15 protein-coding genes and 1 tRNA gene are annotated in these 11577 nt (G+C 35.3%); 11 read left to right on the top strand and 5 right to left on the bottom strand.

Features of this window, described 5'->3' with window-relative positions; genetic code table 11:
* Positions 1-682 precede the first annotated feature (682 nt).
* Positions 683-756 (top strand) — tRNA-Arg (locus OZD61_RS01585).
* An 8-nt stretch (positions 757-764) separates the two neighbouring features.
* On the opposite strand, the gene OZD61_RS01580 is transcribed toward OZD61_RS01585, so the two are convergent.
* Together OZD61_RS01580 and OZD61_RS01575 are read right to left on the bottom strand one after the other, a co-directional pair.
* Positions 765-1715 (bottom strand): complex I NDUFA9 subunit family protein, encoded by a 951-nt coding sequence (locus tag OZD61_RS01580; RefSeq protein ID WP_274979603.1) that lies wholly within the window; start codon positions 1713-1715, stop codon positions 765-767.
* Between the two features lie 50 nt (positions 1716-1765).
* Positions 1766-3295 carry a UDP-N-acetylmuramoyl-tripeptide--D-alanyl-D-alanine ligase gene (locus OZD61_RS01575; RefSeq protein ID WP_274979602.1) on the bottom strand — a complete coding sequence of 510 codons (1530 nt, stop codon included), beginning with the start codon at positions 3293-3295 and terminating at the stop codon, positions 1766-1768.
* A gap of 183 nt (positions 3296-3478) precedes the next feature.
* Between OZD61_RS01575 and OZD61_RS01570 the strand changes: the two genes are divergently transcribed.
* The 7 genes from OZD61_RS01570 to mdh are packed head-to-tail and all read left to right on the top strand — an operon-like array spanning position 3479 to position 7326.
* The gene (locus OZD61_RS01570; protein ID WP_274979601.1) at positions 3479-4273 is read left to right on the top strand and encodes a hypothetical protein; all 795 of its coding nucleotides are present in this window, start codon (positions 3479-3481) and stop codon (positions 4271-4273) included.
* Between the two features lie 22 nt (positions 4274-4295).
* Positions 4296-4553 (top strand): hypothetical protein, encoded by a 258-nt coding sequence (locus OZD61_RS01565; RefSeq protein ID WP_274979600.1) that lies wholly within the window; start codon positions 4296-4298, stop codon positions 4551-4553.
* Positions 4554-4556: 3 nt separating this feature from the next.
* Entirely contained in the window at positions 4557-4925 is a 369-nt protein-coding gene (locus OZD61_RS01560) for an HIT domain-containing protein (RefSeq protein ID WP_274979599.1), read from the top strand.
* Between the two features lie 18 nt (positions 4926-4943).
* Positions 4944-5297 carry an NADH-quinone oxidoreductase subunit A gene (locus tag OZD61_RS01555; protein WP_274979598.1) on the top strand — a complete coding sequence of 118 codons (354 nt, stop codon included), beginning with the start codon at positions 4944-4946 and terminating at the stop codon, positions 5295-5297.
* 3 nt (positions 5298-5300) lie between these two features.
* Positions 5301-5807 (top strand): NuoB/complex I 20 kDa subunit family protein, encoded by a 507-nt coding sequence (locus tag OZD61_RS01550; protein ID WP_274979597.1) that lies wholly within the window; start codon positions 5301-5303, stop codon positions 5805-5807.
* Positions 5800-6372 (top strand): NADH-quinone oxidoreductase subunit C, encoded by a 573-nt coding sequence (locus OZD61_RS01545; protein ID WP_274979596.1) that lies wholly within the window; start codon positions 5800-5802, stop codon positions 6370-6372. Before OZD61_RS01550 ends, OZD61_RS01545 begins: the two co-directional genes overlap by 8 nt.
* A 3-nt stretch (positions 6373-6375) precedes the next feature.
* The gene (gene mdh / locus OZD61_RS01540) at positions 6376-7326 is read left to right on the top strand and encodes a malate dehydrogenase (RefSeq protein WP_253303333.1); all 951 of its coding nucleotides are present in this window, start codon (positions 6376-6378) and stop codon (positions 7324-7326) included.
* Between the two features lie 27 nt (positions 7327-7353).
* On the opposite strand, the gene OZD61_RS01535 is transcribed toward mdh, so the two are convergent.
* From OZD61_RS01535 to OZD61_RS01525, 3 genes are read right to left on the bottom strand one after another with little or no spacing between them, the layout of a single operon-like run.
* The gene (locus OZD61_RS01535; protein ID WP_274979595.1) at positions 7354-8121 is read right to left on the bottom strand and encodes a TatD family hydrolase; all 768 of its coding nucleotides are present in this window, start codon (positions 8119-8121) and stop codon (positions 7354-7356) included.
* Positions 8118-8606, bottom strand: coding sequence for an RNA pyrophosphohydrolase (locus OZD61_RS01530; protein ID WP_006279569.1), 489 nt, complete (start codon positions 8604-8606; stop codon positions 8118-8120). The genes OZD61_RS01535 and OZD61_RS01530 overlap by 4 nt, the downstream gene beginning before the upstream one ends.
* The gene (locus OZD61_RS01525) at positions 8599-9216 is read right to left on the bottom strand and encodes an AAA family ATPase (RefSeq protein ID WP_022626414.1); all 618 of its coding nucleotides are present in this window, start codon (positions 9214-9216) and stop codon (positions 8599-8601) included. Before OZD61_RS01525 ends, OZD61_RS01530 begins: the two co-directional genes overlap by 8 nt.
* A 179-nt stretch (positions 9217-9395) precedes the next feature.
* On the opposite strand from OZD61_RS01525, the gene rsfS reads away from it, so the two are divergent.
* From rsfS to tyrS, 3 genes are read left to right on the top strand one after another with little or no spacing between them, the layout of a single operon-like run.
* Positions 9396-9713: a ribosome silencing factor gene (gene rsfS / locus OZD61_RS01520; protein WP_015589391.1), complete on the top strand. Its 318-nt coding sequence runs from the start codon at positions 9396-9398 to the stop codon at positions 9711-9713.
* Complete coding sequence (locus OZD61_RS01515; RefSeq protein ID WP_274979594.1) at positions 9704-9943, top strand: hypothetical protein; 240 nt, start codon at positions 9704-9706, stop codon at positions 9941-9943. The genes rsfS and OZD61_RS01515 overlap by 10 nt, the downstream gene beginning before the upstream one ends.
* A gap of 1 nt (position 9944) precedes the next feature.
* Positions 9945-11195, top strand: a complete 1251-nt coding sequence (gene tyrS / locus OZD61_RS01510) for a tyrosine--tRNA ligase (RefSeq protein ID WP_274979593.1) — start codon at positions 9945-9947, stop codon at positions 11193-11195.
* Positions 11196-11577 lie beyond the last annotated feature (382 nt).

Raw genomic sequence — 11577 nt, 5'->3', positions numbered from 1 at the left:
CTAAGTTTGAGATAGCTTCATGAATTTATTGTACGTTACCTACTATCCGAAGAGCGATGCAACAAAGCCACTCCGTAGCATTACAAAAAATCCAATTATTTTCTTGCATTACTCTCTGTCATTCTGTTGCTCCTTTCTTGTCATCCCGCCGCGAACCGTCATACCGTCACGGTATCTCATCCGCTAACAAGTAACGGGATGACGGTTGTCGTTTATCCATAAATATTTAAGAAACTTACCAAATAAAAAAAAAGGCAAAGAAACCCCGTAGTGCGAGTTTTGACTCTCTAATGCTTTAAATTGGCGCTGTAATAATGTGCTGACGCTTAGTTTAAGCGCGATTTGGCTGAATGTAGAAAAAATTTAAAAGACATGCAGCCGCTATAATTTTATATAATCCGCTAATAAACACCTGAGTTTTTTTACTGGATTTTGTTGTTGAGCCCGCGCGGATCAAAAACAAGTTTTGAGTCAGAAATACTCTTAGTGCCATGATAAGGGCGCTGGCGGAGTTTGTTAAGTAAGTTTCTATATAATATTTTCTAAAATAAATAGACTTCTCGCATCCAATTTTGGCAGCGCGCGACACACAACTGCAATGACAAGGTGTCGCAAGATAAACATCATATTCACACGAAGTACTTGACTTCACTTGTACTAAGAAGCATTTTATATATGTTGTGTGCCCGTAGCTCAGCTGGATAGAGCAACAGCCTTCTAAGCTGTGGGTCGTAGGTTCGAATCCCACCGGGCACACTCTTTTATCAATATTTTCTATAAATCTTCAAGTACTCTGGCACCACATTTTCAATTGCTAATGGTCGAACCTTCATTGTTTCAAGGTCAACTGACTTTTCGATTGAACTATTCATCATAACTTTCACCTGATCTTGAGTAAGCATAGGGTTCGTATCTCTGGTTATTGGTTTTAACAGCATAGAAATAATTTTATTTTCTAAAAAGAAAGCTATTAACTTTGCCATTGGAAAAGATACATTGATCAACAAACACTTTCTGTTAGTAACATTCAGAATAAACTTCAATAAGCTTTTGAAAGAGTAAACCTTTGGTCCACCCATGTTATAAATTTTCTTGTCTTGCTTATTAAAACTGATAATACGATATACCACTTCAGCTAAGTCTGTTACACATATTGGCTGAAATTTAGTTGTTCCATTGCCAATTAGTGGTAAGAAAGGAAGAATAGTTGCTAATCTTGCAAATTTATTAAAGAAGTTGTCTTCTTTACCAAATACAAGGCTTGGCCTAATTATTATTGCTTTTTGAAATGCTGAAGTTACAGCTTTTTCACCTTCCAATTTACTTTTGGAATATTTTGACAACTTGCTATTTTCTATTCCCATAGCAGAAAAATGTATCACCATAGGTACATTTTTCATTTTTGCAGCTTTTGCTATCCTTTCAGCTATTTTAACGTGAACAGCGTAAAAATCGTGCTTTTTTGCTTCATATAATATTCCCACTAAGTTTATAGCTACATCACATTCTTCTATACCATCCAGAACTGATTTTTCATCAAAAAAATCGCCTTTAAATATTGATATTTGTCCTAAATTGCCACACAATTTTAAACAAGCAGCTTTTTCCTGATTACGAGTGAATATCTTTATTAAATATCCTTCTGCTGCCAAGCGTCTTACGATGTGTTTCCCTATAAACCCCGTTCCACCAAAAATAATTACACGTTTTGTCACAATTAAAGTTCCTAATAATTTGTTACTGCAAATTAATACAATGATTCCGCTTAATATTTTATTACGAATTCTCGTACAATAAGATCCATTTTCATTCCTCGTGAGCCTTTAACTAGAATTGCGTCATTATTCTGAATAATGTTAGCTAAATCACTTTTCAATTGATTAGAATCATTAAAATGCGTGCCTCTTATATTATCTGGCAAAAGCTCATGCAATTCTAACATAAATTTACCAACTGTATAAACTTTATCTATATTATTTTCTGTGATAATCTTAACCAAATCTGTATGAAACTCTATGCTTTCATCACCAAGTTCCAACATATCACCAAGCAAAGCTACTTTTCTCTGATTAGAATATGTACTCAAAGTTTTTATCGCAGTTTTCATCGAAGCAGGGCTGGCGTTATAGGAGTCATCAATTAAATGTATATATTTTCTATTGTATTTGACCTTATGAATATTGCCTCTACCTTTCGCTACACTAAAATTCTTAAGTGCAAGTGGTAATTTTGATAAATCAAGTCCGAGGCCTTGCACAACTGCTGCAACAGCAAGTAGCGAATAAGCAAAATGCTCACCTTGTACACGTAAATTACAGTTTATAATTTGATTATCACTCAGCCTGATTTTTAAACTTAATCTATTAGCAACTCGGTTTGATGTCATTCCAGCGCGTGACGCTGGAATCCAGTCTTTATTATACAACCGTCTGATATGCTCATTTGCAATTGAACTTCCTGGATCCAAGTAGTCAAGCACTGGGATGACAGAAGATAGTGCTGAAATGACAGAAGATTCATCGTTTCTTATTAAGTTTAGTAAACAAACTTCAGCATTTTTATCTTTACCGAAGCTTATTACATTTCTATTGGCGTGTGATGAGAGATAATCATAATATTTATTATCTCTGCTTAAAACCAAAGTACCGTTATTTTTCATACCATACAGAATTTCTAACTTCGCTTGTGCAACGTCAAATAGTGATGAAAAATTTTCAGTATGTGCAGGTTCGATGTTGGTAATAACTGCAATATTCGGATTACTAATTTTTGATAATTCTTTTATTTCACCAGCTTTATTCATTCCCATTTCAAGAATTAAGTACTGGCAGTTTTTTGGAGCTTTCAGAATTGTCAAAGGCAATCCTATATTATTATTTAAGTTACCTTCGTTTGCATGGGACACCCCATATTGCGATAAAACAGTATGCAGCATATCCTTTGTAGTGGTTTTCCCGACACTGCCTGTAACTGCAATAACTTTAGCATCAATAAGAACATTTCTAATGTAGTATGATGCCATATCGTGCAAAGCTTTCAGGGTATCTTGTACAACCATGAGAGGGAAACTTTTATATTTACCCTCACTCACTATTGCAGCGACAGCCCCTTTTAAAAACGCTTCATGCAAAAAATTATGGCCATCAAAATTCTTTCCCTTGAGGGCAATAAATAAATCACCTTTTTTTATGCTTCTTGTGTCCGTTGAAATATTTGAGCTATGTATCCAATTACAACCATTTACGTCTCTTCCGCCAGTTGCATCAATGATATTATTTGTGTTCCATTTAAACATAATTTAGAGTATTTTTTATAATAAATTGAACAATAAAAGTAGCGAAAATACTACATGTTTTAGACAATGTGCAAATAATGGTTGCAATCCCTATAATTCTATCTTATAATGGATATAGAAGTTTAAATTTTTTCGTCTATAATTAAAATGTATTTAGTTATGGAAACTACCTTGGAGGTATGTATGGCAGAATCTATTTGGGCTAAGATAGGCGGAGCAGTTAAAACAGGTGTAGAAGCTGCAGGTCGGGTGTTTGCTCTTGTGCCTAAAGCACTTATTTACCCTATAAAGAAGCCGTTTGCTTCAACGGGTGAAATGAAACATGATGCTACAGTTTCGTTAAAGAAAGCTGTTGGTATAGATGTACCTGAAGAAGAAAGGGAATATGATCCACCTGCAGAAACCACACAGGCTAGTAAGGATCTTGGTGTACAAATAACAGAGCAAAAGAAAGGGATAGGAAAGGTAAGTTTTTTAGTGTCAAGAACTCTGACGGGAGATATACCTTATTTGGATGATGAACAATTGAATAAAATAAAAGCACTAAAAAGTGAGTATTCAAACATCACTGTACATAGAGAAGAAAATAAAATTGTAATTGAAGTTGATGTTAAGAAAATAATTGAAGACATTAAAACTGACTCTAAAAACAAAGGAAAGAGTCCAGAGGAGATAAAGAAGCTTGCTATTGAAGAAATTAAACAAAAAGTTGACGGTAACCTTAAAGATCTAGCAAAAATTACTGGTGGAGAATTTAAAGTTCACACAGACTTAAAATTGCTGTATGGTACTGCGGAAAAATTGTATAAGGAATATGATAATCAAAAGCAGTCATCAGAAGCTACGAAACCTGCAGGACTTACAAATAGCGAAGGGTTACTAAAGGCTGGTCAGCCTTCAGTAACTATAGCTTCAGGTGAGAAAAAATGGGCGCAAGAAGCTATAAAGCCAGGTAAGTCGCAAAGTTGTGGAATGTAAAAATAAGTTATAGGGGAGTATTATGAGTGAAGCTAAAAAAATAGAGGAAAGACATCATAGTCTCACTGTTCCTGGGGATATGTATCACTTACAACCAGGAGTTATTACTGGAAAAAGGGTGAGTGGAATAGAACCCTTTTTGAAAGAACAGCAGGACATGGTAAAAGTAAGGGAACTTGTAAGCTCTTTAAATCTTGAAGATGTTTCTGGTGAAGCGATGAAACCACTATCTACACCTAATGTAGAGAAAAACGAAGAAAGAGGGAAAGGTCGCTCTTAAAATATGAGCAATGAAGTTTATGATAGCGATAACGTCTTTGCTCAAATATTAAGAGGTGAGTTACCTTGTGAGAAGGTACATGAAAATGAAAATGTACTAGCTTTTCATGATAAGTACCCTGACGCACCAGTTCATATTTTAGTTATACCAAAAAATCAATATATTTCATGTGATGATTTCATTCTAAAAGCTCCTGAAGAGGAAATAGCGGATTTCTTCAAAACTGTAAGAGAGATAGCACACAAATATAATCTAGAAAAAACAGGATATAGATTAGTCACTAACTACGGTGAAAATGGAGAGCAGGTTGTACCACACTTTCACGTGCATATTTTAGGTGGTAAAAAGTTAGGAAAGCATGTAAACTCATAGTGTTATATGTTTTGTTAAATGAGCGAATATTTAACCATAGTAATCTTTATCTGCGTATCAATTGTAGTATCTTTTGCTTTAGTTATATTGCCTATGTTTCTTGCAGTGAGTAAGCCAGATGGTGAAAAGCTTTCCACATATGAGTGTGGCTTCAATCCACTATCCAGTGCAAGAAAAAATTTTGACATTAAATTTTATCTAGTTTCAATATTATTTATAATATTTGACTTAGAAATTGCTTTTCTTTTTCCTTGGGCTGTTTCTTTATCTAAGATAAGCTATGGTGGATTTTGGTCTATGATGGTATTTCTTGCAATACTCACTATAGGTTTTATCTATGAATGGTGTAAAGGTGCATTAGAGTGGGAGTAGTTTATGACAAATCAAATTCTATCTAATGATGACTGGGCTCGTTATAAAAAAGAAGGGTTTCTTGTCACTAAATTTGGTGATTTAACAGATTATGTAATGAATTGGGCAAGGTCTGGTTCATTGTGGCCAATGACATTTGGTCTTGCATGTTGCGCAGTTGAGATGATGCATACTGCATCCAGCCGTTATGATCTTGATAGATATGGTATAATGTTTCGTGCAAGCCCACGTCAATCAGATGTGATGATTGTTGCTGGCACACTAACTAATAAAATGGCAGCAGCATTGCGCAAGGTTTATGATCAAATGGCAGACCCGAAGTATGTTATTTCCATGGGAAGTTGTGCAAATGGTGGTGGTTATTACCATTACTCTTATTCAGTAGTCCGAGGCTGTGATAGAATTGTGCCAGTTGACGTGTATGTCCCTGGATGCCCACCAACCGCTGAGGCGTTGCTATATGGAATGCTATGCCTACAAAACAAAATAAAACGGACTCGGAATGGATAAAACTGCAAAGTATATACAAAAAAAGACCAAATGCGAGTGCATTCAAAAAGATGATGGCATTATTGTAATATATTCAACTTTAGATGAAATTGAAAAGCACCTATTCTTTCTACGTGATGATGAAAAGTGTAGGTTTGAACTATTAGTTGATATTTTTGGGGTTGACTATCCAAATAGAGAGAAGCGCTTCGAGCTAATATACAATCTGCTCAGCATTGTGCATAATATTAGAGTACACATAAAGCTTCAGTTATGTGAAAGCGACATGCCTCCAAGTGTAGCGAAGATATTTAGTACGGCTTTGTGGTTTGAGTGTGAAGTGTTTGATATGTATGGAATAGAGTTTTCTGATCACCCTGATTTGCGTAGGATTCTAACAGACTATGGATTCAAAGGTCATCCAATGTTAAAAGATTTCCCTCTCACTGGTTATGAGGAAGTAAGATATGATATAGAGACAAAAAAGGTTGTGTATAATCCTATAGATTTACCGCAAGATTTTCGTATGTTTGATAGCTTATCGCCTTGGGAAGGTAAAACCATAAAAGTAAATACAAAGGAGTAGAAAATGACAGTACAAAGAAAAAAAATATCTTTAATCGGTGCAGGAAATATCGGTGGAACTCTCACCCATATGATTGCACTAAGGGAACTCGGTGATGTTGTTTTACTTGATATTAGTGATGGAATACCACAAGGTAAAGCACTCGACATAGCAGAATCATCCCCTATTGATGGATTTAATGTCAATATTACTGGCACAAATAGGTATGAAGATATAAAAAACTCCGATGCAATTATAATAACCGCTGGCATCGCTAGAAAACCTGGAATGAGCAGGGATGACCTCCTGCAAACCAATGCTAAAGTAATGAAGGAGGTTGGCGAAAATATTAAAAAATATTCTCCAAACGCGTTTGTAATAGTGGTTACCAACCCTTTGGATGCCATGGTTTCAGTGGTGCATAAATTTTCAAACCTTCCAACTAATATGATTGTTGGCATGGCAGGAGTGCTTGATTCTTCCCGTTTTCGTTACTTTCTTGCAAGTGAGTTAAATATCTCAGTTGAAGATATATCTGCTTTTGTGCTTGGAGGACATGGCGACACTATGGTACCACTAATCAATTGTGCTTCAGTTGCTGGAATTCCACTTACTCAAATTATCGATATGGGTCTTATCACACAGAAAAAAGTCGATGAAATAGTTGAACGCACTCGCAATGGCGGTAAAGAAATAGTTGATCTGCTTAAGTCTGGATCTGCATACTACGCTCCTGCATCTTCAGCTATATGCATGTTAGAATCATATTTAAAAGATAAGAGGCGCATATTACCGTGTGCTGCTTACCTTAATGGTGAATATGGTGTAGAAGATTTGTTTATTGGTGTTCCTGTAATTATTGGAAAAAACGGAATTGAAAAGATCCTAGAAGTTAAAATGAATGATAGTGAACAAGAAATGTTTAATAAGTCTGTAAACTCGGTGAGAGAGCTGGTGAAATCTTTAGGTTCATAAGCAAATTAATGGTTTTATAGAGCTTCTTTATAGCTCAAACAGCCTAAAAAAGTTGCTTGTGGTTACCTTCGCTACTTGTTCTGGTGACTCATTCCACAACTCTGCCAAACAATCAGCAACGTATTTCACCATTGCTGGTTCATTCTTTTTTCCCCTATAAGGCTGAGGTGATAGATATGGTGCATCAGTTTCGACTAAAACACGCTCGCGTGGTACATTTTGTGCAATTTCTCTGAGTAAGCTCGCATTTTTAAAAGTAATAATTCCAGAAAATGAAATATATAACCCCAGATCTATAGATTGATAAGCAAGTTCTTTAGAGGAAGCAAAGCAGTGCATTACTCCACTAAAAGCACCGGCTTTCATTTCTGACCTTAACATATCGATCATCTCATTATCAGCGCTTCTTGTGTGAATAACTAAAGGTAGTCCAGTTATTCTTGACGCTTCTATATGTAATGCAAAACTTTTTTTCTGATTGTCTTTGTTGTCAGATTTATAAAAATCTAACCCGGTTTCACCGATACTAATTACCTTTTGGTTCTTGGTAAATTCAACTAATTCATCAACATGTATACACTCACCGTTTTCTATAGCAACATCAAGCGGATGTATACCAACAGAGGAGTAGACCTGATCATAGGATGAAGAAATTTTCAATAACTTAGGAACATCGTCAATGCTTACGCATATGTTATGCAAAACCTTTACACCATTTTGCTCTGCCCTTGAAATTACTTTTGGTATTTCATCGTCAGAAAAATAAATCAAGTGGCAATGAGAATCTACTATCATGAGCTTATTGTTGAGGCTTTTATTATAGAAGAAAACTCTTCTATCACTGTTTTATAAACTTCTTTTTTAAATGATATAGCACTGGCTACTAAACTATCTATACCTTGCCAACGCCACTCTTTGAACTCTGGATGACCAGTATAATTAATATCAATGTCCTCATCCTCTCCGCAAAACTTCATTAAGAACCACCTTTGCTTTTGACCAGAATATTTTCCATTCCAGCATATTGGTATAACTTCTTCAGGCAAGTTGTAGTATATCCAATCCTTGCTTTTAGTTATAACCTTTACTTTATTAGTACCAACCTCCTCTAGCAACTCACGTAACGCTGCTTGTTCCAGTTCCTCACCATCATCAACACCTCCTTGTGGCATCTGCCAGTAAGAATCGCTATCAAAGCGTTTTCCAATAAAGGCATGTCCTTGTCTGTTAAATAGCATTATGCCAACACAAGGACGGTACTTATCTTTCTGCTCAACCACGAGTACGCTCTGTTTTTAAATGATTTGTTACAGAAGTTTTAATTAATTTTCCATTTTTTTCTTTCTTCATCTCTTCAACAATTTTCTTTGCAACTTCCTTTGCACTCAAGTTCGAGTTATCAATTTCAAGCGAACCCTCAGGTATAAATAGCCTTTTCCCTTCAATTTTCTTTATAGCAAAATCCGGATCAGTAATTTTATTTTCCTGATATCTCTCTTCTGATTGGACACGTCTTACTAGCTTTTCATTATTACAATGTAATACTACAGAAAAAATTTCCATGTCCATTTTTTTACTTAAATTTACCACTGAGTTATATAATCTTTGGTCATAGGGATCACCCTCTATCAATTCATTTGTAAATATATAATGTTTTGATTTTACGTAGTGTTTTTCCAGTATTGCTAATACATTTTCCCTAACTGCAAAAATTTTTTCCCATAGGTCATCTGGAACTTCAGCGTTTTGTAATTTAACAATATCAAATATAATATTATTGAATAGATTGTTGCTTACTATTACTGCACCAATGATTTTACACAGTTCCTTTGCAGTAGTAAACTTACCACTGCCTGGAAAGCCGATTAAGTAGATGAGAGTCTTGCCCATAATGAATACTAGTAAAAAGCTATTTTCAATTATATAAAAAGTATATACATTGTACATGCTAAAAACATGATGATAAAATAGATGCAGGTAATACCTTTAACAAGTAGTTGCGTTGAAAATAGTTCATATTTAGAAATTTTGAGTATATAATTATAAATGAATCATATAACCTGTAAACAATGCTTAGCGATATGAAATCGATAAGAAGTACAATTGAAGAGATAATAGATCAAAATAAAGGTCATGATATAGTAACTTTTGATGTGCAGAATAAAACCGTTATTGCAAAATATATGATTATTGCATCTGGTGATTCAAGCCGTCACGTTAAAGCTTTAGCTGAGCACGTAATAAAAAGCCTCAAGCCACATGATAAAATAGATGTAGAAGGTATGGATGAAGGCAATTGGGTGGTTTTGAATTTTCAAGGCATAATGGTTCACATATTCAGGCCGGAAGTAAGGGAGTATTATAAAATAGAAGAGTTATGGAATTGATTATCCAGATAGCTGGTACACAATTGCACAAACGTTGTAATTTTGGAGGCAACTCCTGCACAGGTAGTGGTGTCATGAAAGTAGCTGACACTGGAATCCAGTTTTTCATGCAATTTCATCGAAAACGTTGTATAGTGTGCTTGTTTATAATTAAGTTCCAGTGTCTGGGCACTGGCTTCTCTATTAGGGTTACCTTCGGCATTAATGACAGGACAGACTGGGGTTTATAAAATGAAACACGCATCTGAATTTTTAAATTTCATCCAAGAAAGAGGGTACCTATACCAATGTACAAACATTGAAGGACTAGATCAATTATTATTGCAGAGCAATTATATAGTTGCATACATTGGGTTTGATTGCACAGCACCAAGTCTTCATGCTGGTCACCTAATTCAGATTATGATGCTCTGTCACCTACAAAAATTTGGTTATAAGCCGATAGTCTTACTTGGAGGTGGCACAACAAAAATTGGTGACCCATCCTTCAAAGATAAAGCAAGAAGCATCTTGCCTGTAGAGAACATCAATCAAAATACATCCAGTATAAGGAGAATATTAGAGAAAATGGTGTCTTTTAATGACAGCAAGACTGGTGCAATGATAGTAAATAACGCAGATTGGTTGGATAACATAAAATACATAGATTTTTTGCGTGATATAGGAGCTTATTTTTCTGTAAATCGTATGCTAAGTTTTGATAGTGTGAAAACCAGGCTGGATAGAGAGCAAACCTTAAGCTTTCTGGAATTTAATTACATGCTATTGCAAGCTTACGACTTTATTGAATTAAACAAAAAATATGATTGTCGTCTGCAGATTGGAGGGTCAGACCAGTGGGGAAATATGGTAAACGGAATTGAACTTGGAAAAAAGTTGAATTTACCTGAGCTATTTGGCCTTACCATGCCTCTTTTATTAAATGCACAAGGAAAAAAAATGGGCAAAACTGAAAGTGGAGCAGTGTGGCTTGATGATAATATGCTCAAGCCTTACGACTACTGGCAATATTTTCGCAACGTTGATGATCAAGATGTTGGACGTTTTTTAAGATTGCTCACTGATGTGCCAATTGATGAGATTAGAAAATTAGAGTCTTTAAAGGATCAAGAAATAAATGAAGCAAAAAAGGTCTTGGCAACAGAAGTGACAAAAATATGTCATGGTGACAAAGAAGCGGAACTTGCACAATTTGCTGCAATTTCTGCTTTTGAGAATGAAGATAGCTCACTACTTCCTGATTACATCATAAAAAAAGAACAAGTTGCAAGCGGCACATCCTTAGTAGACCTACTACATGACACCGGTTTTGAACCTTCAAAAGGCGCTGCAAAGCGTTTAATACAGGGCAACGGATGCAAGATTAATGATAATGTTGTAAACAATATTGATCATGTAATAAATTTCGAAAGCTTTAAAGATCAGCCATTTATAAAATTATCTGCAGGAAAGAAACGCCATATAAAAGTTGTGGTAGATTAGGTCTCGAAGTAAGAAAACAAATTTTATACAAGTGAGAAGTTAGATATGGAGCAAATTTTCAAAATTCGAGAATTATGTATAAAACAACTGGAAAGATAGTAGAAAGCGAAATTCTATTATATATAGCTAAAGTGGCTTAGGTTTGCCTACAATTTGAAAAACAACAAATTCGTCATTCCGCTACTCATTAGCGGAATCTATACCGCGAATGAATCCATAACTGTACGGACATTGCAATTTGGGCCTACCAGGAGGGCAATGCCTCTTATCCAGGTACCCTCTTCTTGTCATCCCAGTGCGTGACACTGGGATGGCTTTGTTGCATAGGAACTGAAAAAATCTGGTGGCTGCTGACAAAATTCATTATAAAATAGCCATTTAA

This window comes from Wolbachia endosymbiont of Drosophila bocki (assembly GCF_028982005.1).
Classification (GTDB): domain Bacteria; phylum Pseudomonadota; class Alphaproteobacteria; order Rickettsiales; family Anaplasmataceae; genus Wolbachia; species Wolbachia pipientis.
This window is presented reverse-complemented; position numbering and strand designations above follow the sequence as displayed.

Coding starts and splice junctions, on each gene's coding strand:
- OZD61_RS01555 (WP_274979598.1), top strand. CDS start 4,944: ATGAGCGAATATTTAACCATAGTAATCTTTATCTGCGTATCAATTGTA.
- OZD61_RS01525 (WP_022626414.1), bottom strand. CDS start 9,216: ATGGGCAAGACTCTCATCTACTTAATCGGCTTTCCAGGCAGTGGTAAG.
- OZD61_RS01515 (WP_274979594.1), top strand. CDS start 9,704: ATGGAATTGATTATCCAGATAGCTGGTACACAATTGCACAAACGTTGT.
- OZD61_RS01560 (WP_274979599.1), top strand. CDS start 4,557: ATGAGCAATGAAGTTTATGATAGCGATAACGTCTTTGCTCAAATATTA.
- OZD61_RS01565 (WP_274979600.1), top strand. CDS start 4,296: ATGAGTGAAGCTAAAAAAATAGAGGAAAGACATCATAGTCTCACTGTT.
- OZD61_RS01570 (WP_274979601.1), top strand. CDS start 3,479: ATGGCAGAATCTATTTGGGCTAAGATAGGCGGAGCAGTTAAAACAGGT.
- OZD61_RS01575 (WP_274979602.1), bottom strand. CDS start 3,295: ATGTTTAAATGGAACACAAATAATATCATTGATGCAACTGGCGGAAGA.
- tyrS (WP_274979593.1), top strand. CDS start 9,945: ATGAAACACGCATCTGAATTTTTAAATTTCATCCAAGAAAGAGGGTAC.
- mdh (WP_253303333.1), top strand. CDS start 6,376: ATGACAGTACAAAGAAAAAAAATATCTTTAATCGGTGCAGGAAATATC.
- OZD61_RS01550 (WP_274979597.1), top strand. CDS start 5,301: ATGACAAATCAAATTCTATCTAATGATGACTGGGCTCGTTATAAAAAA.
- rsfS (WP_015589391.1), top strand. CDS start 9,396: ATGCTTAGCGATATGAAATCGATAAGAAGTACAATTGAAGAGATAATA.
- OZD61_RS01535 (WP_274979595.1), bottom strand. CDS start 8,121: ATGATAGTAGATTCTCATTGCCACTTGATTTATTTTTCTGACGATGAA.
- OZD61_RS01545 (WP_274979596.1), top strand. CDS start 5,800: ATGGATAAAACTGCAAAGTATATACAAAAAAAGACCAAATGCGAGTGC.